This is a genomic window from Rhodococcus sp. T7 (assembly GCF_009872365.1).
Classification (GTDB): Bacteria; Actinomycetota; Actinomycetes; order Mycobacteriales; family Mycobacteriaceae; genus Rhodococcus_F.
Window position 1 is genome coordinate 58,216 of sequence record NZ_WXYH01000033.1, and the last position, 25,111, is coordinate 83,326.

Genomic DNA, 25,111 nt, shown 5'->3' on the forward strand with positions numbered 1-25,111 from the left:
ACCTTCCCGTGTGCGGACTCCAATCTGTCACCCGTCCGAGTGAAGTACAATCGCACATATCTTGACTCCCTTTAATTTCTCCTAAAGGCAGGTGGCCGACGTGCTCGATACGACACGGATGTTCACGCTGTGCGAGGTCGCGAAGCACGGCTCCATCACCGCGGCTGCCGCGGCGCTGGGATACACCACGTCGGCGGTATCACAACAGATCGCCAAGCTCGAGAAGGAGGCCGGGCAACCGCTGCTGGAACGGCACGCCCGCGGCATCATGCTCACCGACGCGGGCCGCTCGGTCGTCAAACACACCGAACGGATCCTCGTCGAACTCGAGGCGACAGACGCCGAGCTCGCGGAGATCCGCGGACTGCGCGCTGGAATGCTGGCAATAGGCACCTTCCCCACCGCAGGATCCACGCTGCTGCCGTTGGTGGTCAAGGAATTCAAGACCCACCACCCCGGCATCGACCTGCGCGTTCTCAGTGGACGATTCGCGCAGCTGGTCGAATCGCTTCGCCGCAGGGAGACGGAGCTGTCCCTGCTGTGGGACTACGAGTGGAACCGGGTCGACGATCCACTGCTGACGTACCACCACCTGATGAACGACCCGACCCTGCTGCTGGTGTCGGAAAAACACCGCCTCGCCGACCGGGAGTCGATCCGAATCACCGAACTCCGGGACGAGTCTTGGGTAGTGCGCGCCGACGATCACCCCGTTGCCCACACCCTCGAACGACTCTGCCAGCAAGGCGGATTCACGCCCCGGACAAGCTTCCTCGCCCACGACTACGGGGAGGTTCAGGCGATGGTGGGGGTCGAGCTGGGGGTGGCCATCGCGCCGCGGCTCGCGGTCCTCAATCCCCGCCCCGACGTCCGGTCCATCCCGCTCGCCACCCGTTCTCCGCAGCGCCGCATCCTGGTCGCGCACCTGACCGAGCGGCGGCTGAGTCCGGCCGCCCAGGAGGCCATCACGCAGTGCATGGCGGCAGCGCGGCGCCTCGAAGAAGGGTTCGCCGACGTGTAGGCGCACGGCGAGAGGGTGATCGTCGGCTATGCGGGGCAGATGGCGAAGGCGTCGGCGAGATGTGCGATCTTCTCGGCCCTGCCGAGCCGCGGCAGGTCGCTGCCGTCCCGGATGACCCGGCCGCGGGCGTCGAAGTCGGCGAGAAATTCGCGAGCCCAGATGACGTCGGACGGTGCCGGGCTGATGGCCTCGTTGATGACCGGCAGCTGCCCGGTGTCCAGGCACAGTTTTCCGGTCAGACCGAGGGATACCGCGACCGCGGACTGCTCGCGCAGAGCGGTGTGGCTGTTGCCGACGGTGGGTCCGTCGATCGGTCCCGGGAGGTGCCCGATCCGGCTCGCGACGACCAGCCGCGATCGCGGATAGGCCATCGCGAGATCGTCCGCGCTGGTGCCGGTGTCGCGGCGATAGTCGCCGCTTCCGAAGGCGAGCCGGAAGGCGCCGCGGGCGCGGGCGATGGCGGGTGCTTCCTCGATGCCCACGGCCGATTCGACGAGGGCGAGGACCGGGGCGGTGCCGCCCAGTCGATCGAAGGTGTCGGTGACGTGGTCGGCCGCTTCGGTCTTGGCGAGCATGATCCCGGCCAGGCCGGGTAGTCCCGCGAGGCGGTCGACGTCGTCCGACCAGTAGGGGTGGTGTGATCATTGATCCGGACCCATGCCGAATGGTCCTCCAGCCACGTCGCGACGCTCTCACGGGCGTGCGGTTTCCGTTTCGGGTCGACGGCGTCCTCGATGTCGAGGACGATCTGGTCCGCGGGAGATCGGTGGGCCTGCTCGAAGGTGTCGACGCGGGTTCCGTTCACCAGCAGCCACGAACGGGCGATCGCGGCGAGGTGCTGTGGCCGGGTCACCGTGCGGATCCCGCCAGCACGGCGGCCGGGGAGGCGACGAACAGTTCGGCGGCCGCGATGCGCCGTGCCGCGCGGTGTAGTGAGACCGCCTCGATCACTCCGTCGGGGGAGGTGGTGAGGTCGATGTCGAGGACGCCGGCGGCCGTTCCCAGTCGCAGCGATCCGGGCCACCGCACCCGGGCGTTGTCGGCCACCACTCCCCCTCGCACGGTGGCGGCCGCGGCGACGGCGACGGCGGATGTCAGGCCGATCGCCGGATGCGGGGCGAGCATGGAGAGCATGCGGACCGAGACGTCGTAGTCCTCGGCGGCGATGTCGATGCCCCCGCTGGTGCGATAGTCCCTCGGTGGGCCGATCACACCGACCTTCGGAATGGCGTGCGAGATCGGGTCACCGGGCTTGCTCAGTCCCATCCGCAGCGACGATTCGCGCCGCAACGCGACGAGATCGGAGAGGTGGTCGGCGATCACCGAATTGTCCTCCGCGCCGCTCAGGCCCAGATCGGCGGCGTCGAACAACGCGGCCGGCGCCCCGGCGGCCACCATCGTGCCCCGGTACCGGCGATCACCGAGCGTGATCGAATCGGACACCGACCCGGTGGGCAGCAGAGCGGTACCGGAGGCGAGGCCGGTGAAGGTCAGGGCGACCGGAACGCCGAGCGCACTGGTCCCCGGCACGGCGGCATCCCCCTCGGTGGGGATCACCCCGCCCGGGGTCGCGATCTCGGCGGTGAGGATCGCACCGGTGTTGGTGTTCCGCATCCGCACGATCGTCGTCGCACTGTCGACCGCGACGAGCCCGGACTGCAGTGCATACAGCCCTATTCCGGTGGCGCAGTTTCCGCAGTTGCTGCCCCACTCGACCCGGCGGTCACCGATCGCCACCTGCGCGAACAGGTACTCGACGTCGATGCCCGGCTCGGCGGATCGGCGCACGATCGCGGCCTTGGACGTCGTCGAGCTGCCGCCGCCCACGCCGTCGAGCTGACGGGGATCACCCGACCCGAAGGCCGAGGTGAGTATGGCGTCGAGCCCGCCCGCCTGCTCGACCAGCGGGTCGACATCAACCGCGTTGAAGAGCCAACACTTGCTGGTGCCGCCTCGCATCCAGGTTCCACGGAGTGTGAACACCGTCCGGCCGCCTTTCGTTGTGACGAAGTCTGAGGCACCGCCGAAGGCTCTGATCGGGGTAAGGGAACTGAATCTCCAGCGGTGACACCGTCAACCCTGTGCCACGCCAGGTTGGAGCACAATTTCGAATATGGGGACCACCCTTAAGTCTGACTTACATCGCGGGGCGATCGTCCCTCCGGGCGGCGCGCATAGCTACTGGTAACCGAGCGGGGCTAGCACCAGCACGGCGATCGACGGGTCGCGGATCTGTCGCACTGACTTAAGCAGAACTGAACCCCCGGATAGAAACGTGACATTGTTCTGAACATCTATCGTCTCTAGCGTGATGTAGGACATGATCGACGAGAGGATGTGACATGCGAACCACGAGCCCGCTACCCCAAAGCGCAGACGTTCCCGCCGACCGGGACCGGGCCTGGGAGCTGTCCACCGAACTGGTCGATTCCACCGCGCCCGTTCCGACCCCACACGGTGACCCCGTCACGAGTCGGGAGACGCCGCACACGCACACCACGGCACCGTCATTCAGTGTCCGCGGACGCGCCGAGGCCCCCCTTGTTCACGCAACCGGAACAGCCGACGACCGGGCAGGCGACCCTGCCGGACAGCAAGCGAAAGAACGACCATGACCTCCATCGAAATACTCCCCCTGATCGCCTTGGTCGCGATGTTCGTGATCGCCACCATCTTCCCCATCAACATCGGCATCCTGGGCTTCATCGGAGCCTTCCTCGTCGGCGCCTTCGCCCTCGGCTACGACGACAAGGAGATCCTCGCCGCGTTCCCGAGTTCGATCGTCCTGACGATCATCGGCGTCACCTACTTCTTCGGCATGGCCAAGAGGAACGGCACGATCGACCTCCTCGTCAACGCCTGCATCCGCGCAGTCGGCGGCCGGACGGTGATCGTCCCCTGGGTGTTCTTCTTCTCCGCCTCCGTACTGACGGCACTGGGCACCTTCAGCCCCGCAGCGGTCGCGCTGATCTCACCCGCGGCGATGTCCTTTGCCGCCCGCACCCGGATGAGCCCACTCGTGATGGGCATCATGACGATCAACGGCGCCCACGCCGGCGCGTTCTCGCCGATCTCGGTCTCCGGTGTCCTCGTCACCGACATCGTCAACTCCAGCGGCCTGACCATCGCACCCTGGACCCTGTTCTTCGCCAGCTACGGCATCAACCTCCTGCTGTCGGTGCTGACCGTCGTCGGCTACTCGGTCCTCGCCCGAGTCCGCGACCTCGAATACACCGCCACCGGCACGAGTGACGAAACCGGCAGCGGTACAACGCGACCCACCACCGATGACGCACCGGACCGCACACCGACCACCGGCGGTGCAGGCTCGTCGGGCGGGACACAGGTACTCACCCGCAAGCCCACGGCGACCAGCATCGTCCCCGACGCGCACCCCGTGACCCGGGTCCAGAAGCTCACCCTGTTCCTCATCGCCACCGTGCTCGTACTCGTACTGGTGCTGCATCTGCCGATCAGCTTCGTCGCCATCGCCGCAGGCGCGGTCCTCGCCTTCACCGACCTGTCGAAGCAGAACGAAGCCATCGCCGGCATCAGCTGGTCCACCGTCCTGCTCGTCGCCGGCATGGTCACGTACATCTCGATCATGGAGGAAATGGGCACCATCGACCACCTCGCCGAAATGGCCATCACCGTCGGCGCACCACTGCTGGTCGCGTTCGTCCTCTGCTACGTCATCGGCGTCACGTCCGCGTTCGCATCCTCGACCGCGCTGCTCACCGCGATCATCCCGCTCGCCCTGCCCCTGCTGCAGACCGGCGCACTCCCCGTCGTCGGTGTCGTCGCGGCCCTGGCCATCTCGGCGACCGTCGTCGACGTGTCCCCGTTCTCGACGAACGGCGCCCTCGTCCTCGCCAACGCCCAGAACATCGAGCGACCCGCGTTCTACCGCCAGCTTCTCCTCAACGCAGGCATCGTCGTCGCAGTCGCACCCGCACTGTGCTGGTTCACCCTGGTAGCCGTCCCCGCAATACTCTGAGCACCACGAACACCAGCCGCGACCGCCACCTCCCCCGAGGTGGCGGTCGCGTTCGTATCGCGCCGACCTAGGCTCCCCTGCACCCGGGTTGGGCTCAGGCGGTGCCGCGGAACTCGACACAGTCAACCAATTGCTTTGCGTATGCATCGAGATCGGCAAGCCGCCGTTCGCGTGGACGATCCGAATCGTCTGAATGCGCGTCAGCGTCACCCGAGAGGCCGTATCGAGAAGCAAATTCGCGGAATAGATTTGGGACGATTCGGGGTCGGCCAATGGGTGCCGTTCGCTTGACGACGCCTCGCTCGGAAGCTGAAGTTGAAGTCGAACTTCACGCCCCAGCGCCAATTCTCCCAACAGAAAGTCAAGCCCAGCAAAAATAGCGATTCAATGTCGGGCGCTGGGCGCGTAATCTACTACATGAGGCTTCCCGGCGCTTCTTAGCGCTTCTTGGTGCTACCTGTCGCCCGGTGCCGCGCCATACAAACCCGAAGATTGGAGCAGAGATGCGTATCTTGCGTGCGTTTGTAGGAGGGATCGCTGGGGCGATCATTCTGGTTCTGGGACTGTCTCTTCACGCGCCCGTGCCGACTGCTCAGGCCGAGTGTCTGCGAATGCCGTACTTCACGCCGTTTGGATATGCCAACTTCGATTTCCCCCCGCGAATCGTTGCGGTAATGAACGACAACGACATCGCGGTCGAAGGCATCACACCGTTTGAGGCCAAGCCCGCGAAGACCGGCCTCTATCTGCCAATCGGCTCGCACACCAACTATATCGACGCATGCCAGGGCGTGTACTACCCCGGCGGTCCGAGATTGGTCGGCAAGACCGGGAATTCTGTTGCAGTCGAGAACATCTGGCTGCGAATGGACGGCGCCTACGGAGCTGTGACGATCAACGGGGTCCCTCAGGGCGAGAGGATGGTCGCCACCTACAACGTGGGTGAAATGATGCCGACGCTCATGACGCCACACGGTGGCGGGATCGGCCCCACATATTGGCCGTTCCGCTTCTCCCCATATTTCGCGCAGGTCTTCAACGACACCGCCGGCGCCAACCTCGTCCAGCCTGGTGAGGTTTTCGCCAACCTCGACGCGGTCGGGAAGTTCGCGCCCTGAGATCTGGCACGTGGGCAGATGGTGCCCGGGATCGAGTTCGACAGCGCGATCCCGGCAGCACCGAGTTCGTCTCGGCCCCATGGTTCCCGAACGAGGATTGTCCGTTCGTCGATAGCTTGCATCGGATGATTCAATCCGTGATCGCGAGGCGATGACGGAGTGGTCGAATCCGTCGAAGGTGCCGATTTGCCGCCCGGTCAGGTGCCAGTGGACGAGGACGTCGCATTGGAGACCTCGTCGTTCGACAGAGGGATTGTTGTCGAGGTGGGGCTGCGATCAGAATTCTCTACTCCAAGGTTGACGCGAGGCACGCTGGCATGCAGCCTCGGCCCCCGCGGAACGAGACTCTGACATAACACGACCACGGCCGACTCCACGTGCCGGGACCGGTCGGCTTCCATTGTCCTCCGCGCCGCCGGCGATGTCACCGATGATTCGCTGAGGGAAAGAGGTGCTCCGGCCAACAGCGCATCGGAAACTCTCTCCGCGCTCAGGGTGCAGCAGACGTGCGAAGAGTTCGACGAGCATGCACCACTCACATTGGAGTAGCTGGCATGCGGCGTAACGCAATCAGACGGCGCGCGATAGTCGAGTGAAAGCATCGACTCGATCAGGGACTGCGTTCGTCCCGAATGCGAATGGAGTGCAAGTGAACCGGGCTATCGCGGCAACCGTCCTGTCCCTCATCCCCTTCGGCATCTGTGTGTCGACGGCATCCGCCGATCCGGTCGATCCCGACCCGTTCGGGTACAAGGATCGGACCTCCTACTTCGTCACGCCCCTGGACCCTGGAGCGTTCGGCGCGAACGCCGACAAGTCGATCATCCTGAGTCCGTACGGCACGAGCCGAACGATCGAGTGCGCGTCCTTTCACGGGCAGGGTTGGTGTCGCCAGTTCGACCACCTCGGAAACGAGCACAAACTCGATCAGGTGAAAATTCCGACCGGGTCGAGCGAATGGGACTACCGCGGGGTGTGGATCTACAACCCGTTCTGACACCGACCAAGTGCGGAACGAGGCGTGGGCCCTCGTCCCCCACTCCCCCCGACTACGCGTCCGGTGAGGCGCCGTGGAGTTCTCTCGCCTCCTCCACGACCTTGACGTGGAGGGCCGCCAGGTACTCCGAGTCGTCGACCAGGGTGTGCCAGCGGGGTGTGCCGTCGTTGGCCCGGATCACGTCAGGGATGTTGTCTCTGAAGAGCTTTCGATGAACCTCGATCGTGTTGTCGTTTCGCATCCGCCAATCGAACCGATCCGCGGGTGAGAGAACGGCGTCCGGCTCATTCGATAGGGAGCACCTGCAATCGGCTGCAACCCTCGCACAGCCATGGCCGGCGATGCTTGGCTCCGTGTGAGCACGATCACATCGGAGAGGAGCTAGGGATGAGCATCGAGGGCAAAGTCGCGTTGATCACCGGCGCAGGCCAGGGCATCGGACGTGCGATCGCGTTGCGACTGGCGTCGGACGGCGCCGACATCTCGCTCGTCGACGTCAACGCCGACCGGGTCGGCGCGGTGGCCGACGAGGTCCGGGCGGCGGGTTCGAAGGCGATCTCGTTGGTCGCCGACGTGACGGACCGCGACCAGGTCCGGTCTGCCGTCGGCCGGACGGAGCGCGAACTGGGCGGCTTCGACATCATCGTCAACAATGCGGGCATCGCCCAGGTCGACCCGATCGCCGACGCGACACCGGAGGACGTGTCACGGATCCTGGCCGTGAACGTCGAAGGTGTGCTGTGGGGAATCCAGGCCGCGGCCGACAAGTTCCGGGCGCGGGCGCACGGCGGGAAGATCATCAACGCGTCGTCGATCGCCGGCCACGAGGGATTCGCGATGCTCGGCGTGTACTCGGCGACGAAGTTCGCGGTCCGCGCACTCACTCAGGCCGCGGCGAAGGAGTACGCGTCCGACGGCATCACCGTCAACGCCTACTGCCCCGGCGTCGTCGGCACCGACATGTGGGTCACCATCGACGAGCGTTTTGCAGCCCTCACCGGGGCGCCAAAGGGTGCCACGTTCGAGAAGTTCGTCGGGGGTATCGCCCTCGGCCGCGCACAGACACCCGAGGACGTCGCCGCGTACGTGTCGTATCTCGCCGGACCGGACTCCGACTACATGACCGGGCAGGCCGGACTGATCGACGGCGGCCTCGTGTACCGGTAGGCCCGCCCTGAAGTGGTGGTTTCGCGGCCGCAACCGCGGGTAGACGAGGTGGTGACGCGTCAGTGAGTTCGGGATGAAAGGGGGGCAGCCATGGACGTCGGCGACCTCGTCGAACGCACCGCCCGGTTGCGGGCCGATCTGCAGGCACTCGAACACCGGATCAAGGAGTTGACCGACGCGTTCGACCTTCTCGACAGCGCAGCCGACGGCGCTTCGCGGGAAGGGGTGATCGACAGCCTCAGCGACGCCCGGCTGGACCTGAGCACCGCGGACAGGCACCTCGAGACCGCCGTACGAAACGCCGAGAAGCTGGCGATGGCCTGAACCCCCGGCACCCCGCGAGCAGATGCTCGCGGGGTGCCGGGTCAGGTGACGGTTGGCCGGCCCGGGGGCCGACCGACCACCGTGATCAGTCGAGGTCGAACCGGTCGAGGTTCATCACCTTGTTCCACGCGGAAACGAAGTCCTGCACGAACTTCTGCTGCGCGTCGTCGGTGGCGTATACCTCGGCGAGAGCACGCAGTTGCGAGTTGGAACCGAACACGAGATCGACGGCCGTGGCGGTCCACTTGGCGTCGCCCGTGACGCGGTCACTGCCCTCGTAGACGTTCTCGGCGGAGGCGGCCCCCTTCCACACCGTCCCCATGTCGAGGAGGTTGACGAAGAAGTCGTTGGTCAGCACCTCGGGCCGGTCGGTGAACACGCCGTGTGCCGTCTGCCCGAAGTTGGCGTTCAGCGCACGGAGGCCGCCGATGAGAACCGTCAACTCGGGGGCGGTCAGGTTCAGCATGTAGGCCCGCTCGACGAGCAGTGCCTCGGCAGGCAACTTCTCTCCCGGCCGGAGGTAGTTGCGGAACCCGTCTGCCCTCGGTTCGAGCACGGCGAACGACTCGACGTCGGTCTGCTCCTGCGAGGCGTCGGTGCGCCCCGGCGTGAACGGAACCGTGATGTCCTGGCCGGCGTTCTTCGCCGCCTTCTCGACAGCCGCGGCACCGGCCAGAACGATCAGATCCGCGAGCGAGACCTTCACACCGCCGGACTGCGACGAGTTGAAGTCCTGCTGAATCTGTTCGAGGGTCTGCAGAACCTTGGACAGCTCGGCCGGGCTGTTGATCTCCCAATCCTTCTGCGGCGCAAGCCGGATCCGCGCCCCGTTGGCACCGCCCCGCATGTCGGTGCTGCGGAACGTGGCAGCCGACGCCCAGGCGGTGGACACCAGCTGGGAGATGGACAGCCCCGAGTCGAGGATCTTGCTCTTCAGGGCGGCGATCTCGCTGTCACCGATCAACTGGTGATCGACGGCAGGGACCGGATCCTGCCACAGCTGCGCCTCCGGGACCCACGGGCCGAGGTAGCGCGTGACGGGTCCCATGTCGCGATGCAGCAGCTTGTACCACGCCTTCGCGAACGCGTCGGCGAACTCCTGCGGGTTGTCGAGCCAACGGCGGGTGATCTTCTCGTAGGCCGGGTCGATGCGCAGCGAGAGGTCCGTGGTCAGCATCGTGGGGGCGCGTCCCGCCGACGAATCGAACGGGTCGGGAATCGTGCCCGCGCCCGCGCCATCCTTCGCGGTCCACTGCCAGGCACCGGCGGGGCTCTTGGTCAGCTCCCACTCGTAGCCGTACAGAACCTCGAGGAAGCTGTTGTCCCACTTCGTCGGTGTGGGGGTCCACACGACCTCGAGACCGCTGGTGATCGCGTCCTTGCCGACGCCGGTGCCATAGGCACTCTTCCAGCCCAGACCCTGCTGCTCGATCGGGGCGCCTTCCGGTTCCGGACCGACCAGGTCGGCGTCGCCCGCACCGTGGGTCTTGCCGAACGTGTGGCCGCCGGCGATCAGCGCGGCGGTCTCCTCGTCGTTCATCGCCATGCGGGCGAACGTCTCCCGGATGTCGCGGGCGGCGGCGAGAGGATCCGGCTGGCCGTTGGGACCCTCCGGGTTCACGTAGATGAGACCCATCTGCACGGCCCCGAGCGGACCCGAGAGGTCACGATCACCGCTGTAGCGTTCGTCGCCCAGCCAGGTGTCCTCGGGGCCCCAGTAGATCTCCTCGGGCTCCCAGATGTCCTCGCGTCCGAATCCGAACCCGAAGGTCTTGAATCCCATCGACTCCAGTGCAACGTTGCCGGCGAAGACGAGGAGGTCGGACCACGAGATCTGCTTGCCGTACTTCTGTTTCACGGGCCAGAGCAGGCGACGCGCCTTGTCGAGGCTCGCGTTGTCGGGCCAGCTGTTGAGGGGCGCGAAACGCTGGGCGCCCTGACCGCCGCCGCCGCGGCCGTCGGCGATGCGGTAAGTGCCTGCGGCGTGCCAGCTCATCCGGATGAACAGACCGCCGTAGTGGCCGAAGTCGGCAGGCCACCAGTCCTGCGAATCCGTCATCAGATCGGTGAGGTCGCGCTTGAGTGCCTCTACGTCGAGCTTCGCGAACTCCGCTGCGTAGTCGAAGTTCTCGCCCATCGGGTTGGACTTGGACGAATGGGCGTGCAGGACCGACAGCTCGGGCTGGTTCGGCCACCAGTCACGGTTCGTCCTCGGGCGGTGCGCCGTCGGAGTGGGGGACGGGATTGCGGGGTTTTCACTTTCACTGGTGCTCTGAGTGTTTCCCTCGTGAGCGACCGGGCAGCTATCGGACACAACATTCCTTCCGGGAGAGACCAATTTGGGCTGTTGGTCAGGGTTTCGATCGAGAAGTCTGTGTTGTCGAGCAGTCGGGGCACAGACCCCAGTAGATGACCTCGGCCTCCTCTACGAGGAAACCGTTGTCGTCCGACGCGGTCAGGCAGGGCGCCTCGCCGACGGCGCAGTCGACGTCCGCAATTGCCCCACACGACCGGCAGATCACGTGGTGGTGATTGTCTCCGACCCGCGACTCGTAACGAGCCACGGAGCCGGCCGGCTGTATCCGGCGCACCAATCCCACCGCGGTCACTGCGTGCAGCACGTCGTACACGGCCTGCCTGGACACCCCGTCCAGAACCGTGCGCACCGCGCCGAAAATCGTCTCCGTATCGGCGTGTGGACGTGCGTGCACCGCCTCCAACACCGCGACCCGCGGGCGGGTCACGCGAAGCTCAGCCCCGCGCAGTAACGCTGCGTAATCCGGCATCGACGGCACCCACCCACTATGGACTACTTTTCTGGACTCAGTAAAGAGTTTGCGGAAACAATTTGCCGTGACTTTCACTTACATACAAATGGCGGTCGGCCGCCGGAGAGCGCTCCGACAACCCTTCAGCGAAGCTCGAAGGTGACTACGACCGACGGGACCGAATCCGGCGAGGACAATCCGACGGCACGAGGAACAGTCCACCGCCACCGCTGCCGTCGACCTGCGTCAGAACGTCCGACCCGCCGCCTGGGTCTTACCGACCCGGACGTACACGGTCGATCCCGGAACCAGCCACGTCGCCGCCCGCTACCGATCCCCGTCCGCCGGAAGCGACAGGGCTGCAACAGCTGTCACCACCACCATCCCCCGCGACCGATTCCCCGTGCGTCGACTGTAACCGCGCACGACGCTTCGATACGGAACGGCCACAACGTGACTGGCGAGGGCCAGCCCCCGTCAGTACCAGTACTTGCGTCCGCCTACCTTGCGGCCCATCAGCCCGAGGAGCAGGAGGAGAAGGCCGACTGCGCCGACTATGAGGCCTGCGATCCACAGTGACGAGATCTTGACGACCAAGCCGACGACGATGAGCACCACACCGATTGCGATCATGGCCAATTCCTCTGTGAGAGTGGCTCGGGCTTTTATGCGAATCCTAGGCGCAGGAAGCTGTCGGTGTCAGGGAACCGCGGCACCTGATCACACGGCCGAACCGGTGTCGCCCGGGGAGACGATGCCGTGATCGAACGCGTACACAATGGCGGCCGCGCGATCGCGGAGATCGAGTTTGAGGAAGATATGCCCGACGTGACTCTTCACGGTCACGCCCGAGATGCCCAGCTCCCGACCGATCTCGCTGTTGCTGTGCCCGCGCCCGATGAGCGCGAGCACGTCGAGTTCCCGCGCGGTCAGCTCGGTGAGGCGGTTGAGGTCCCCGCCGGACGACGGCGCGACGGTGCGGTACGTGGCGAGAACCCGTCCGGTCACCGCGGGGTCGAGGCAGGCGCCGCCCTCGGCTACGGTGCGGACGGCGCGAATCAGATCCTCGGCGGGCGAATCCTTGAGGATGAACCCCGCCGCACCTGCGCGGAGCGATCCGGACAGCAGATCGTCGTCGTCGAACGTGGTGAGCACCAGCACCGGCGGCGGCTGGGCGGCCGACCTCAGTTCACGGGTGGCCCGGATGCCGTCGACCTTCTTCATCCGCAGGTCCATGAGCACGACATCCGGGGTGTGCTCCGCGACCGCGCCCGGCACCTCCGAGCCGTCGGCGCATTCGCCGACGATCACGAAGCCGTCCTTGCGCCGCAGGATCCGGCGCAGCCCCGACCGCACCAGTTCCTGGTCGTCGACCAGCAACACCCTGATCTCCGGGCCCGTCACGACAGTCCCGGAATGTGACGGAGAATCGCCGGCCGGCACGAGTCCCGGGGCAGTGGGACCGCGGCGTGCACCGACCACCGCCTGCCCTCCGGGCCTGCGCGGAGCGTGCCACCGAGCAGCGCGGCGCGTTCGCGCATACCTCGCAGACCGGAACCGCGCGAGCTGTCCGGTGCCGGCACCCGGCCCCGGATCGGGTTACGGATTTCCAGGGACACGCGTTCCGGTTCGATCGTGAGCCGCACGTCGGCGCCGGCGCCGGGCGCATGTTTGGCGACGTTCGCCAGCGACTCCTGCGTGATGCGGTACAGACCGAGACCCACTGTCCCGGTCACCGCGGACAGGTCTCCGTGCAGGTCGAAGTCCACCGGGAGACCCGCGCGGCGGAAGTCTTCGACCAGATCGGGAAGGTCGGCGACCCCCGGTTCCGGGCGGGTACCTGCCGGGCCTGCGTCGAGCAACCCGACGGTGCGGCGGATGTCGGCCATCGCCTGCCGCCCGAGCCGCTCGGCGTCGGAGAGCGCATCCACGGCATCATCGACGTCGCGGTCCTGCTCGAGCGCCCGGCGGGCCGCGGTCAGATGCAGCAGCGTGATGCTCAGCGAGTGGGCGATGACGTCGTGCACCTCGCGGGCGATCCGCTGGCGCTCACGGGTGGCGGCCTGCTCCGACTGGATCGCCTTCGAGGCCCGCTCCTGATGCAGGAGACGCAACTGGGTGAGCATCAGATACCCGAACGCCCAGCCCAGTACGACTCCGGCGAGGGCGTAGGGCGCGCCGTCGAGTCGCCCCGCCACGGCGAACGCCGACAGGACCGCGATCGAGCTGACCAGGGTGGCGAGGCCGACTCCCAGCGACGCCGTAGCTGCGACCTCGCCGGTGAGGATCACCAGGATGAGCGGGGCGAAGTCGAAGGCGGTGTCGGGTTGCTGCAGGAGCAACAGTGCGGCCGCCGCGGTCACGACGACGGCCAGGAACGGCCGCGGAAGCACCACCCCCGGTCGGATCATGTCTCCCGCAACGGGGGTCACCGCGGCGACCAGGCCGCACAGCAGCACCCATCCCGGCGGCACGAAGCCGTCGCGTTGCGCGACAGCGGCACCGGCGATGGCGACGACGGCGATGTGCGCGAACACCGGCACGGCGAGCGGGTAGTCGTACTCGCTCTCCGCCACGCGTTGACGAAAGAAAGTCGTCACCTGCACACGACCAGCGTAGGCGAAGACCCACCGCGGCCGCGTCGTCTCCGGAGCGGAGACGACCTCCACCCACGGTAGGAGACGAGAACGCGACCGTGGCACGGCGAAACCGCCGCCGCGGATCCGTAGCGTAACGGGCATCAACGGAACTACGGAGGGTGGCCGAGATGTCGTGGAACGATTTCCGTGCACGCCGGGCGGTACTCGAAGAGGTCCTGGCGCGGGCGCACGTCGACCCCGCACTGGCGCTGCGCTTCGACGAAGTGCCCGGCGCGATCCAGCTTTTCGGTTCGGCCGACAACATCCTGCTCGCCCTGCAGCACCGGTGGAGCAACCATCTCGCCGCCCGTCTCGACCAGGCGGTCGAGTACGGCACGCCCGTGAACGCGGCGTGGCGCGAACTGGCGAGTGAGCAACCCGCGTTGCGCGCGCTGCTCGACACCGCGGCCGCCTCGTCCGTACCGCTGCGCGGCTCCCAGCGCGACGAGCAACGGATGATCGAGTCCCACACGACGGGACGTGTGTCCGGCAACCGAATCGACCGGCGGACGGCCGTGCTGAGCGGCGGGTCGTCACGGTGACGAGGTGGGCTGCTCCGACTCGGAGGACGAAGATGAGGGCAAGGCTGGGTCGTCGCGGTCCGGAGCCGGCTCGCTCGGCGCGTCCATGAGGGGCGGCTCGAGGGGCGACGTCGTCGGATCGGGTGCGTCGGTGGGCGCCGGCGTGGACTCGGTCGGCGCCGGCGTGGACTCGGTGGGATCCGGCGGAGTCGAGGTCACCACAGGAGCGCTTGAGGGCACGAACACCACCGGTGTCACCGCGGAGATGTGTGGCGCAGATGTGGATTCCGTTGGGAGAGGCTCGGCTTCGCCGGTGAATTCGACGCTCGGTTCGATCAGCGGAGAATGTGCGTGAATCGATGCCACGCGGGGAACCCACGATATCGACTCGGCCGGGGTCACTGCCTCAACCGGCAGGGCCTGGGGAACTGCCACCACAGTCAAGGCCGGGCTCGAGGGTGCGGTTCTGGCGGCCGGGATTCGCGGCGGCTCGGGCTGTTCGATCAACTCGAACGCGTGTGTGGTGACTGACGAACCCGCCCCGGGCTCCCGTATCGAGGTCATGTCGCGGGCAAGCCACGGGACGGCGATCATCGCCGCGGCGGCGGTCGCGGCGGCGGTAACGCGCAAAGCCCGTCGTCCAACCGACGCCGAGCGATCGGATGCTGTTGCTGCAGTGACGAACCTGGTTGCCGCCGCGAGAACGGCGGCCCCACAGGCCGATGCGTGGCCGGGCGCCGGCTCGCACACCACCGGCGTGCCCAACGCCGCGGACAGTATTTTCTCGACGGCGGGATCGGTCGCCGCGGCGCCGGTCACGATGACGACGTCGAGATCGGTGACGTTGACGCGAGCGACACGGAGACAGTCCGCGACGAGTTCGAGGGTCCCCGCGACGGGGTCGTCGATCGAGTCGTCTCCTACCCCGGTGAGGTGACGCCCGCCGAACTCCGTCGAACGCAGTGGCCGCCCGACTATCGGATCGGATCCGCTGCCGGCACCGAACGCGACGACGGTGAGGTCGAGGTTGTCGGCGCCGACCTCGCAGACGAGCGCGAGTCCCTCGCCCAGAAGGCCGTGTTCGGACTCGAGCCAGGCGACTGCGGCGACGGGAGAGGCGACCAGACCCACCCTGCCGAGGCCTGCACGATCGAGCGCGTCCCGTTGTGCGTTCACGACCCGGGCCGGGTGAACGGCCGGATGGGCGAGCACGATCGGCGTGTCGTCCGGCGGGGCGGCTTCCGCGATCAGGCAGTGCGCGGCGGCGGCGATGAGATCCTGTCCAGAGTAGCGGAGGCCGTCGCCCGCGACGACGGTCTCCCCGATCCGATCCGCGAAGCCCGCCACCACACCCGTGTCGCCCGGCGGGTCGCCCAACCGCACGGTCGACGACCGGCCGAACGTCAGCGTGGAACGGCGGGTCAGCACGGCGTCGACGCCGACCGCTGCGACGGCGCACTCGGTTCCGACGCTGAGCCCGAGTCCGTGGGTGTTGGTGTCGTCCACGTCAGTTGGCCGCGCGCAGGCGTCCGAAGACGCCGTCCGTCTCGTCGGCGGGACCGGCCGTGAAGTAGAGCGAGTTGCTGTCGCCGAGGCTTTCCCCGTTGCCGAACAACAGTCCCCACAGGCCCTCTTCGGCGAGGACGGCGCCGGACTCGTCACGTACGTAGTCGATGAACGCGCCCGTCTCGTCGTCGAATGCGGCGATCCGGCCCGCGCCCCCGAAGTTGCCGACGAGGATTGCGCCGGCGAGCGCACCGAAATCGGCGGGCGCGACCGCGACACCCCACGGGGCGTTGAGGCGGCCCTGGTCGTCGAGGACACGGACCAGATTGCCCGCGGCGTCGAACTCGGCGACCTTGCCGCGGTCGGGACGGTCGCCGCTCACGGTCTCCTGTTCGGCGTCGAGTGAGTCCTCCTCGCCCGCGTCGAATCCCGTGCCGCTCTCGGCGGCCTTGGTCGTCGCGTACGTGACGAAGACCCGGTCACCGGCGGTGACGATGTTGAACGGGGCCGGATCGCCGGGGCGGGCGTGCTTGCCACCGGTCGGGTCGGCGGGGTCGAGCGGGTCTCCGGTCGCGAACGGATTGGCGAAACCGTGTGTGGCGACGGGCTGCCAGGTCTTGTCGAACTGCCGGATCTGCGGTTCCGCACCGAAATCGGCGGCCCACAGTGTGTCGTCGCGGCCGGGTGCGAGTGCCAGCCCGAAGAAGCTCATTCCCGCTGATTCACCGTTGAACATCTCCTTCGCGGGGCCGTCGTGCCGGACGATGTGTCCGTCGGCCCCCTGCTCGGTCCAACCGGAGATGCGGCCGGAATCGGTGGCGAAGAGGAATCGGGACGACCCACCGAGCATTTCCTGCCGGCCGTCCACCATCACGGGTTGCCCGGTGACGGCGAAGCTGTCGGAGGTGAGGGGTGCGGGGTTGAACACGACGCCGGTGGTCTTTCCGAGGCCGGTGTCGGAGGTGTCCGCGTCCGCGCCGGGCACACTGACCTCGTGCAGCGGATCCTGGTGCAGTGTGCGCAGTGCGGGGTCGGGCGACGCCGCCACGTCGCCGACGAACTCGAAGGATTTTCCGCCCGCTCCGACCCAGAAGTGGCCGCCTTCGCCCTGCGGGCGGATGGCCACTCCCCATGCGTTCACCATCGAGGGAACGGTGGTCTCGGCGGCGGCGTCGGCACTGCTCGCGACGAGAGCGGTTCGAGCGTACCGATTGCCGGGAAGATCCTGCAGTGCGTCCGATGACGCGGCCGGTGCGCAAGCGGTCGCCGACGCCGCAGTGACGAGCAACGCGGCCCACGACAGCGTCGTGCGGGTGTTCTTCATCGATCTATGCCTCTCTCTGGGGTACGGGAAGATCAGTGCTCGGCGTTCCAGAAGCCGATCCACACGGCACCCCACCAGCACAGCTGGGAGATGAGTGCGGTCGCCGCGCCCCACAGCGTCAGCCGGGTCGGAAGATGCGTCGCATCGTTGTGCGCGATCCGCCTGCCCAGTATCAGCGCCTGTAGTCCGTTGACGGTCAGGAGTAGCACGAGGACCAGCTTGGTCCGGGTGAGTGTGGAGGCCAGATTGGGTTCGAGGAGTGCGCCGCTGGCCACGAGGCCGGCGAGGCCTGCCCAGATGGGCAGGTGTAGGCGTTCCGCGCCGCGGATGGCCTCGGCGAGGGTCGACCGGCCGGAGATCCACAGCAGCACCAGGTAGTCCGCGATGAGGACACCGCCGAAGCCGAGCACCAGCGCCGCGAGGTGCACGAAGAGGGCTGCGGTGTGCAGCAGGGGATCCACCCGGACGTGCACGGAGATCCACAAGACCCCGGCGAGCGCCAGTGCGGCCAGGAGCGCGGCGGCGAGCACGATGAACCAAGAGTCATGAAGTGCGAGCGGGCGTTCCGGTTCTCCCGGCGGAACCGGCAGCACACGCTTCCGAGCGTTGCGTGGCGGTCTGCCGGCGTGGACCGGACCCCACGACACGGCGTCGGCACGAACCTGTCGCGGCGCGAGCGGCGTGACCGGGGAGATCAGAGTGGGAGGCCCGCCCTCGGGTTCGGGGCGCGTCACGGGACGCTCCGGACGACGACGGGCGCGTGCTCGGTGGTACGGGTACGGCAGGGGTGCATGGGCGAACCGGTCCTGGATGGGATGTGCGCGAACGGAGTCCGCACGTATCGACGAGTGCGGTTGTTGGCGCGCGCTGCCCCGGACGCCAGTCTGTGGAGCTGTCAGCTCCTGAAGCCGGTGCTCTCCGAGGGGAGGCGGCAAGTGGGTGTGGTCACGAACGGTCCCCTCTCGAATCTGCTCACAGCTTACTCACAGGATGTAGCTAAGCCTGCCCTTTGTTTGCGGGCCGCTCAAGTAAAAATGTTTGGCGCCCCTAAGTCAATCTATGTGTCGACAATCACACACCGGCGAAATCCTCACGATCGGTGTAACCCAAGTCTGCGCACGGGGTTGCCGCCGTCGACTGGGTATCGAAAGCCGGCCCCCGATCGGCACAGCCTTCGCCCGCCCCGGAATGGTTGCCCGACTAATCGTTTCACGTGCGCGATAGCACGGTGCATGTACGGCCGCTAGGGGGCCGGCTCCTGCTCGAGGAGTGCAGGCCGCCCGTCGGCTCCGGAGGGGACCGGGAAGTAGCTGTGGTGAGTGCCCGGGTCGACCGTGACGACGTGCGCATTGTCGGCGAGGTGACCGGACCCGAGAGCGGTGAGGTGGCGGTCCTGTTGGTCGAACACGGTGAGGTTGCCGGATTCGGCCGCGACATAGAGACGGTGGGCGCCTTCGTCGTAGGCGAGCACGTCGGGCCCGGAGCCAACGGATGCCGCGCCGGCCGGCTGCCAGCTGTCCAGGTCGACGGTGATCAGGGTGGCGTTGTCCTCGCAGGCAACGAACGCGAGCCGGGCGACCGAGTCCAGGGCGAGGCCGTGAGCCCCGCGGCAGCCGGGCATCGGGAGGCGCCGGGTGATCGTCAGAGTCTGCGGGTCGATGGAGGCGAGGTCGTCGCGGCCCTGCACGGCGACCAGCATCTGATCGGCGACCCGGTCGTAGGCGACGTTGCCGACATCACCGCCGAGGTCGACTGTTCCCCGGACCGCGGCGGTCACGGCGTCGAGCACCGTTTCCGATCCGCCGGATTCGTTGGTGGTCCATACCGTCCCGCGTTTCGGGTCGTAGGCGATCCCGTCCGGATAGCTACCGGTGGGGCCGCGGGCGAGGACGGCGCCGGTGTCCTCGTCGAGAATGACCAGCTGATCGTCGCCGGTGGCGGTGGCGTAGACCCGCCGCAACTCCGGGACGACGAGGACACCGTGCACCTGGGCGATGTCCGGGATGGTCCGCACCACCCGCCGGGTGTGAATGTCGACCTCGATGACCTCGCTCGCGCCGAGGTGCGCGATGAACAGAAGCCCCCGCTCGGGGTCCAGGCTCTCGTAGTCGAACCGGGACCCGTTGCCGGGCAACGCGATCTCCCCTACCGGTTGCAGTGGCAGCGGTCCGGTGCCGGGCGGCGGGGACTGAGCGCACCCGGCGACCAGGGCGGCGACCGAAATAAGGGCGGGCAGCGCCCACCGCACCGCCAGGTTCCGGCGCCGGGTGCGATGTCGGGGCATCGCCTGCCTCCTGCCGCGTGTGCCGCTCGGCCGAGACGGCTATTTCACGGTAACCACGGTGTCAGCGGAGTGTCCAGACGCTAGCCGTGCGCGAAGGCCGCCTCGAACGCGTCGAGCGCGGCGTCCGGGTCGTTCTTCGCCCAGCCCTCGAGCCCGACGACGCCGGTGTAGCCGAGGTCCCTGAGGGCGGCGGCGATGGCCGGGTAATGGATTTCGCCGGTTCCGGGTTCGCAGCGTCCGGGGACGTCGGCGACCTGGATCTCACCGATGTAGGGCAACGCTTTCCGGACGAGTTCGATGAGGTTTCCCTCACCGATCTGGGCGTGGTACAGGTCAAGATTCATGCGCAGATGGGGACTGTCGACCGCCCGGACGAGAGCAAGGGTGTCGGCTGCGGTCGCGAACGGGGTGCCGGGATGGTCGACGGCGAGGTTGAGGTTCTCGAGCGTGAACACCCGGCCCGCCTGTTCGCCGAGTTCGGCGACCTTCCGCAGAGTGTCGGCGGCAGTGAGCCACATTGTGGGCGTGATCGTTTCGACCGGACGCACGGGCAGTCCCCGGTTGTCGAGTCCGGTTCCGTGCAAATTCAACCTCGGGCAGTCGAGCCGCTTCGCGACGTCGAGGGATTGGCGTGCGGTGGCGAGCAGCGCCTCGATGCCGTCGGGTTCGGTGAGATTGCCCTCCAGATAGCCCGTCATCGAGGAGAATTCGGCGCCGCTCGCGGCGAGGGCGTCGACGTCCTTGGTGGACCAGTCCCAGATCTCCACCTGGAGCCCGCGTTCGGCGATGCGCTGGACGCGGTCCGCGAACGGTAGGTCGAGGTAGAGCATTTCGGCGCTGGCGGCGAGCGAGTACGTCATCGGGGTCACCGGTCCAGTTCGACGGCGGCGCCGGTCTCGACGCTGTGGATCGCGGCGAGCGCGATCGACAGCGCGGTGCGGGCATCCTCGCCCGTGACCACGGCCGGTGTGTGGGCGCGGATCGCGCCGACGAACGCGGTCAGTTCGCCCACGTAGGCCGTGTGGAGGAGGTCGGTGTCGCGGCGCGCGGTGTCGGCGTGCTGCCCGTCGGGTCCGTAGTAGGTCATGTCGGTGCTGAGCCCACTGCCCGCGGTGACCATGCCGCCGGAGCCGAACACCTCGGCGCGGACGTCGTATCCGTACAGAGCGCTGAAACTCGCCTCAGCCGTGGCGATGGCACCGTTGTCGAATTGCACGGTGACGACCGCGGTGTCGAGGTGGCCCGTGCTCTTGGCGTCCGGTCGCACCAGGGCGTCGGCAAGCGCGTGCACCCGCACCGGTCGGGCACCCGGGTTGAGGAAGCACAGGGTGTCGAAGTCGTGAATGAGCGTTTCGAGGAAGATGGTCCACTGCGGGATGCGTGCCGGATCGGCGGTGAACGGGCCGGGGTCGCGGGTCAGGGAACGCAGCAGGTGCGGTGTGCCGACCTTCTGCGCGTCGATCGCCGCGCGGGCGGCGGCGAACCCGGGAGCGAACCGGCGATTGAACCCGACCTGCAGGACGATGCCCGCGTCGGTGGCCGCCGCGATGGCGCGGTCGGCGTCCTCGAGGGTGACCGCCATCGGCTTCTCGACGAACACGTGCTTGCCGGCCGCCGCGGCCGCGACCACCAGGTCCGTGTGGCTCCGCGCGGGGGCTGTGATCAACACCGCATCGACCTCGTCACTGGTGAGGACGTCGTCCACGGCGGTGGTGGCGAGCGGCGCGCCCAGCGTCGCGGCGAGACGCTGCGCGGACTCGCCGACCGGGTCGCTGACCGCGACGAGCGATGCCCCGGGGACCAGGCGGGCCACGATCTCCGCGTGATTCGAGCCGATGCGTCCGGCGCCGATCGTCGCGATGCGGACCGGATGGGAAGCGAACGTCGTCGAGCGGACGGGTGCGGCTTCGGTGAGTGACATGGATGCGCTCCAGTGCGGTGAAGGGTCGAGGTAGAGGCGAACTAGTACGTTCTAGTTCTAGACCGTAGGACTCGTGAGATCATTGGTCAAGAGCGGCCCCGAGCGCGGGCCCGGAAGACAGGAGTCGTGCACGTGGCCGAACCGGTGGCGGGATCGACCGGTGGCGCCCGTCCGACGATGGGCGACGTCGCGCGAGCGGCAGGTGTCTCCACGGCACTCGTCTCGATCGTGATGCGCGGGGTCCCCGGCGCCAGCGAGGCGACCCGTCAGCGGGTGCTCGAAATCGCCGACGGGATGGGCTACGTGCCGGACCGTCGCGCACAGAAACTGCGCCAGGCCAGTTCCCGGCTCCTCGGCGTCGTGTTCGAACTGCAGCAACCGTTCCACGGCGATCTCGTCGAACAGATCTACGCGGCGGCCACCCGCCGGGGTTACGACGTGATGCTCAGCGCGGTCGCCCCGAGTCGTGCCGAGCAGGTCGCGGTCCAGGCGCTGATGCGGGAACGCTGCGAGGCCGCGATCCTCCTCGGCTCCCGGTTCGACACCGACGCGCTCGGCGCACTGGCCGACCGCCTTCCCGCCCTCGTCGTGGCACGCGCCAGCGGACTGCCCGGCGTCGGCGCCGTGCGGGGCGACGACGTGGCAGGCATCACCCTGGCCGTCGACCACCTCGCCGAACTCGGGCACCGGAACATCGCCCACATCGACGGCGCCGACGCCCCCGGCGGCGCCGACCGGCGGGCCGGCTTCCTGGCCGCAATGGACCGGCACGGACTGTCGGATTCGGCCACAGTTGTGGCCGGCGGTCCGACGGAAACCGAAGGCGCACAGGGTATGCACGAACTTCTCGAGTTGCCCACTCCCCCGACCGCCGTCGTCGCGTTCAACGACCGGTGCGCCACCGGCGTACTCGACCTACTGGTCCGCCGCGGCCGGGACGTGCCCGCGGACATCTCCGTCGTCGGCTACGACGACTCCCGCCTGGCGAGGATTCCGCACGTGCAGATGACGACGATCTCGCAGGACGCCACGCACATGGCCGATGCCGCAGTCGACGCGGCACTGGCACAGATCGCCGGAGGCGAGGCCGTCGACCTCGTGCTCGCCCCGCACCTGGTCCGCCGCGCGACCACCGGCCCTGTCGCACAACAAAACTAGATTCGGCCGGCGAGGAGGGCCTGCACGAAACCGCGGGTGCTCGCCGTCTGCGGCCGGCCGGCGACCTGGACGAGGGAGATGGTGCGTTCGACTCTCGGCTCCAGGGGGATGTGGGCGAGACCGGCGAACGAGATCATGGGGAGCACGAGTTCGGGAACCGCGGTGACGCCGAGCCCGGCGGCCGCCAATCCCGCTACCGCGCCGATGTTCTGCGCCTGCATGACGGGTCCGAGTTCGATGCGAGCGTCCTCGACGGCCCGGCGCACGGGCGCCGCGATACTGCTCTCGGGACCGAACGCGATGAACGGCTGCCCCGCGAGATCCGACCATTGCAGCACCCGCCGTTCGGCGAACGGATGCGTCGGCGGGACCGCGCAATAGAAGGAGTCGCTCGTCAGGACGTCCTGATGCAGGCCGGGCAGAATCCCCGACGTGGTGACCAGTGCGAGGTCGACCGTCCCCGAGTACACGGCGTCGAGCACCTCCTGCCGCAGGCCGTCGCGGATCTGGAGCCGCACGTGCGGGTGCTGCTCGCGGAAGTTCACCACGTACGGGGGAAGGAACGTGGCCGCGAGCGAGGGCAGGCACGCCACCGTCACGATTCCGCGGTCACCGGTGACGAATCGTTCGATCTGGGTGAGCCCGTCGTCGAAGTCGTGGAGCATCCGCCGGGCGTGCTCGATGATCTCGTGCCCGTGCGTGGTCAGTTCGACGCGGCGGGTGGTGCGCTCGAACAGCGTGACGTCGAGTCTGCGCTCGGCCTCGGCGACCGAGCGGCTCAGCGAGGACTGGGACACGTCGAGTGCGTGAGCCGCCGAGGTGAAGCTCTCGTAGTCGGCGATCGCGACGATGCTCCGCAGGTGGGAAATCCCCAGATTGATGCTCATGTGGATCAGTATGGCCGCTATTCATGCGCCGAGCCGTCACGTTCACCGGCCGATCTGCGACAACCATTTAATGAGTCAAAATCATAAATTGATCATCCATTGATATTTGACGCGCAATTGTGAGGCGCGCGACACTGAGACTCCGATTCGAAGGAGGTCACATGGTTGCCGCACTCGGGTTCGCCACGATCGCGTGTTTCCTGGCGCTGGCATTCAGCCGCCGGGTCTCGGTGCTCGTCGCGCTGATCCTCGTCCCCATCGCGTTCGCGATCGTCGGCGGATGGGCACCCGACCTCGGGGAGATGGTGGGCGACGGCCTCCTGAAGGTCGCGCCCGTCGCCATCATGATCGCCTTCGCAGTCCTGTACTTCAGTCTGATGGTCGACGTGGGACTGTTCGACCCCGCGATCCGCCGGATCGTCCGGTGGGCCGGGGGCAACCCGACCAAGATCGCCGTCGGCACCGCGGTGCTGACGCTGCTCGTCGCGCTCGACGGCGACGGAACCTCGACGTTCCTGATCACCATCTCGGCGCTGCTGCCCATCTACAAAAGGCTCGGGATGCGCCCGGTCGTCCTGACCGGCATCGTCTGCCTGGCCGCCGGTCTGATGAACATGATTCCGTGGGGCGGCCCGACCGTCCGCGCCATGGCCGCACTCGACCTGACCAGCGCCGACATCTTCACTCCCGTCCTGCCCGCGATGGGCGCCGGCGTCCTGTGGGTCCTGTTCGCCGCGTACATGATCGGCCGCACGGAACGGAAGCGGCTCGGCGTCACCGAACTCGTGTCCCCCGGCGAAGGCGGTCCCGGCACCCCGCACGTCTCCGACCTGCCGGTGCGTACCCGTCGCCACCGGGCGGTGATGGCGTTCAACACGGTGCTCACCCTCGTCCTGATCGTGATCCTGCTGTTCCAACTGGTGCCGCTGGAGGTGGCGTTCGCCATCGCCTTCGCGCTCGCGCTCGCCGTCAATCGCCCGAAGTGGGACGATCAGCAGGCCCTGTTCGCGAAGCACGGCGGCAACGTCACCATGGTGGTGGTGATGATCCTCGCGGCGGGCGTGCTCACGGGAATCCTCAACGGCACCGGGATGATCACCGCGATGGCGCAGACGTTCGTCTCCTGGATTCCGCAGTCCGCCGGCTCCCTGATCCCCGTCATCACCGCGGTCACGTCGATGCCGCTCAGCCTGGTCTTCACCCCGGACGCCTACTACTTCGGCGTCGTACCGGTGCTCGCGGAGACCACCGCGTCGTTCGGCGGCGACCCCGCCGAGATCGGCCGCGCCGCCATCCTCGGCCAGATGACCACCGGATTCCCGCTCAGCCCGCTGACCGCCGCGACGTTCATCCTGATCGGACTGAGCAAGGTGGACCTCGGCAAGCACCAGCGGTTCATCTTCGGCTGGGCCTTCGGGACCACGATCGTGATGACCGTGGTGGCGCTGCTCACCGGTGCCGTCTCGCTGTGACAGTCCG

The 25,111-nt window shown here is 67.6% G+C and carries 24 protein-coding genes and 1 pseudogene; 10 read left to right on the plus strand and 15 right to left on the minus strand.

What is annotated here, in order from left to right:
- Nucleotides 1-100: 100 nt before the first annotated feature.
- Nucleotides 101-1,021: a LysR family transcriptional regulator gene (locus MLGJGCBP_RS04985; protein WP_087555324.1), complete on the plus strand. Its 921-nt coding sequence runs from the start codon at nt 101-103 to the stop codon at nt 1,019-1,021.
- A 26-nt stretch (nt 1,022-1,047) separates the two neighbouring features.
- Here MLGJGCBP_RS04985 and MLGJGCBP_RS53135 read toward each other — a convergent pair.
- Nucleotides 1,048-1,874, minus strand: a pseudogene (locus tag MLGJGCBP_RS53135) (HpcH/HpaI aldolase/citrate lyase family protein).
- Nucleotides 1,871-2,980: a PrpF domain-containing protein gene (locus tag MLGJGCBP_RS04995; RefSeq protein WP_179220081.1), complete on the minus strand. Its 1,110-nt coding sequence runs from the start codon at nt 2,978-2,980 to the stop codon at nt 1,871-1,873. Before MLGJGCBP_RS04995 ends, MLGJGCBP_RS53135 begins: the two are co-directional and overlap by 4 nt.
- 383 nt (nt 2,981-3,363) lie before the next feature.
- Here MLGJGCBP_RS04995 and MLGJGCBP_RS05000 point away from each other — a divergent pair, with 383 nt between their 5' ends.
- The 4 genes from MLGJGCBP_RS05000 (at nt 3,364) to MLGJGCBP_RS05015 (ending at nt 7,133) form a co-directional block, all read left to right on the plus strand.
- On the plus strand, nt 3,364-3,636 hold the full coding sequence (locus MLGJGCBP_RS05000) for a hypothetical protein (protein WP_160094285.1): 273 nt from the start codon (nt 3,364-3,366) through the stop codon (nt 3,634-3,636).
- Entirely contained in the window at nt 3,633-5,018 is a 1,386-nt protein-coding gene (locus tag MLGJGCBP_RS05005; protein WP_160094286.1) for an SLC13 family permease, read from the plus strand. The genes MLGJGCBP_RS05000 and MLGJGCBP_RS05005 overlap by 4 nt, the downstream gene beginning before the upstream one ends.
- 503 nt (nt 5,019-5,521) lie before the next feature.
- Nucleotides 5,522-6,136 (plus strand): hypothetical protein, encoded by a 615-nt coding sequence (locus MLGJGCBP_RS05010; protein ID WP_160094287.1) that lies wholly within the window; start codon nt 5,522-5,524, stop codon nt 6,134-6,136.
- Nucleotides 6,137-6,785: 649 nt separating this feature from the next.
- Nucleotides 6,786-7,133, plus strand: coding sequence for a hypothetical protein (locus MLGJGCBP_RS05015; RefSeq protein WP_236580928.1), 348 nt, complete (start codon nt 6,786-6,788; stop codon nt 7,131-7,133).
- A 52-nt stretch (nt 7,134-7,185) separates the two neighbouring features.
- Here the strand turns inward: MLGJGCBP_RS05015 and MLGJGCBP_RS05020 are convergent, their stop codons facing one another.
- On the minus strand, nt 7,186-7,374 hold the full coding sequence (locus tag MLGJGCBP_RS05020; protein WP_160094288.1) for a hypothetical protein: 189 nt from the start codon (nt 7,372-7,374) through the stop codon (nt 7,186-7,188).
- Nucleotides 7,375-7,520: 146 nt separating this feature from the next.
- Here MLGJGCBP_RS05020 and MLGJGCBP_RS05025 point away from each other — a divergent pair, with 146 nt between their 5' ends.
- Nucleotides 7,521-8,300: an acetoin reductase gene (locus MLGJGCBP_RS05025; RefSeq protein WP_160094289.1), complete on the plus strand. Its 780-nt coding sequence runs from the start codon at nt 7,521-7,523 to the stop codon at nt 8,298-8,300.
- Nucleotides 8,301-8,390: 90 nt separating this feature from the next.
- Nucleotides 8,391-8,624 carry a hypothetical protein gene (locus MLGJGCBP_RS05030; RefSeq protein ID WP_160094290.1) on the plus strand — a complete coding sequence of 78 codons (234 nt, stop codon included), beginning with the start codon at nt 8,391-8,393 and terminating at the stop codon, nt 8,622-8,624.
- 85 nt (nt 8,625-8,709) lie between these two features.
- Here MLGJGCBP_RS05030 and katG read toward each other — a convergent pair whose 3' ends face one another.
- The 5 genes from katG to MLGJGCBP_RS05050 all read right to left on the minus strand — a co-directional run bounded on the left by katG (nt 8,710) and on the right by MLGJGCBP_RS05050 (nt 14,133).
- On the minus strand, nt 8,710-10,938 hold the full coding sequence (katG, locus tag MLGJGCBP_RS05035) for a catalase/peroxidase HPI (protein ID WP_160094291.1): 2,229 nt from the start codon (nt 10,936-10,938) through the stop codon (nt 8,710-8,712).
- A gap of 37 nt (nt 10,939-10,975) precedes the next feature.
- Nucleotides 10,976-11,419, minus strand: a complete 444-nt coding sequence (locus MLGJGCBP_RS05040) for a Fur family transcriptional regulator (RefSeq protein WP_087555081.1) — start codon at nt 11,417-11,419, stop codon at nt 10,976-10,978.
- A 450-nt stretch (nt 11,420-11,869) separates the two neighbouring features.
- On the minus strand, nt 11,870-12,025 hold the full coding sequence (locus MLGJGCBP_RS50340; RefSeq protein ID WP_179220070.1) for a hypothetical protein: 156 nt from the start codon (nt 12,023-12,025) through the stop codon (nt 11,870-11,872).
- Nucleotides 12,026-12,112: 87 nt separating this feature from the next.
- Entirely contained in the window at nt 12,113-12,775 is a 663-nt protein-coding gene (locus tag MLGJGCBP_RS05045; RefSeq protein ID WP_160094292.1) for a response regulator, read from the minus strand.
- 17 nt (nt 12,776-12,792) lie between these two features.
- On the minus strand, nt 12,793-14,133 hold the full coding sequence (locus MLGJGCBP_RS05050) for a sensor histidine kinase (RefSeq protein ID WP_160094293.1): 1,341 nt from the start codon (nt 14,131-14,133) through the stop codon (nt 12,793-12,795).
- A 17-nt stretch (nt 14,134-14,150) separates the two neighbouring features.
- On the opposite strand from MLGJGCBP_RS05050, the gene MLGJGCBP_RS05055 reads away from it, so the two are divergent.
- Nucleotides 14,151-14,573, plus strand: coding sequence for a hypothetical protein (locus tag MLGJGCBP_RS05055; protein WP_160094294.1), 423 nt, complete (start codon nt 14,151-14,153; stop codon nt 14,571-14,573).
- On the opposite strand, the gene MLGJGCBP_RS05060 is transcribed toward MLGJGCBP_RS05055, so the two are convergent.
- From MLGJGCBP_RS05060 to MLGJGCBP_RS05085, 6 genes are all read right to left on the minus strand, one after another.
- Complete coding sequence (locus MLGJGCBP_RS05060) at nt 14,565-16,058, minus strand: hypothetical protein (protein WP_160094295.1); 1,494 nt, start codon at nt 16,056-16,058, stop codon at nt 14,565-14,567. The genes MLGJGCBP_RS05055 and MLGJGCBP_RS05060 overlap by 9 nt on opposite strands.
- A gap of 1 nt (nt 16,059) precedes the next feature.
- Nucleotides 16,060-17,382: a TIGR03118 family protein gene (locus tag MLGJGCBP_RS05065; protein WP_160094296.1), complete on the minus strand. Its 1,323-nt coding sequence runs from the start codon at nt 17,380-17,382 to the stop codon at nt 16,060-16,062.
- Nucleotides 17,383-17,414: 32 nt separating this feature from the next.
- Nucleotides 17,415-18,116 (minus strand): hypothetical protein, encoded by a 702-nt coding sequence (locus MLGJGCBP_RS05070; protein ID WP_160094297.1) that lies wholly within the window; start codon nt 18,114-18,116, stop codon nt 17,415-17,417.
- A gap of 509 nt (nt 18,117-18,625) precedes the next feature.
- A complete protein-coding gene (locus MLGJGCBP_RS05075; RefSeq protein WP_160094298.1) occupies nt 18,626-19,666 on the minus strand; it encodes a YncE family protein in 1,041 nt (346 codons plus the stop codon).
- A gap of 80 nt (nt 19,667-19,746) precedes the next feature.
- Nucleotides 19,747-20,526 carry a TIM barrel protein gene (locus MLGJGCBP_RS05080; RefSeq protein ID WP_160094299.1) on the minus strand — a complete coding sequence of 260 codons (780 nt, stop codon included), beginning with the start codon at nt 20,524-20,526 and terminating at the stop codon, nt 19,747-19,749.
- Nucleotides 20,527-20,531: 5 nt separating this feature from the next.
- Nucleotides 20,532-21,587, minus strand: a complete 1,056-nt coding sequence (locus tag MLGJGCBP_RS05085) for a Gfo/Idh/MocA family oxidoreductase (protein WP_160094300.1) — start codon at nt 21,585-21,587, stop codon at nt 20,532-20,534.
- A gap of 132 nt (nt 21,588-21,719) precedes the next feature.
- Here MLGJGCBP_RS05085 and MLGJGCBP_RS05090 point away from each other — a divergent pair, with 132 nt between their 5' ends.
- Entirely contained in the window at nt 21,720-22,745 is a 1,026-nt protein-coding gene (locus MLGJGCBP_RS05090; protein ID WP_160094301.1) for a LacI family DNA-binding transcriptional regulator, read from the plus strand.
- Here the strand turns inward: MLGJGCBP_RS05090 and MLGJGCBP_RS05095 are convergent.
- On the minus strand, nt 22,742-23,638 hold the full coding sequence (locus tag MLGJGCBP_RS05095) for a LysR family transcriptional regulator (RefSeq protein WP_160094337.1): 897 nt from the start codon (nt 23,636-23,638) through the stop codon (nt 22,742-22,744). The two genes, MLGJGCBP_RS05090 and MLGJGCBP_RS05095, sit on opposite strands and share 4 nt — an antisense overlap.
- A 155-nt stretch (nt 23,639-23,793) precedes the next feature.
- Here MLGJGCBP_RS05095 and MLGJGCBP_RS05100 point away from each other — a divergent pair, with 155 nt between their 5' ends.
- The gene (locus tag MLGJGCBP_RS05100) at nt 23,794-25,104 is read left to right on the plus strand and encodes a CitMHS family transporter (RefSeq protein ID WP_160094302.1); all 1,311 of its coding nucleotides are present in this window, start codon (nt 23,794-23,796) and stop codon (nt 25,102-25,104) included.
- Nucleotides 25,105-25,111 lie beyond the last annotated feature (7 nt).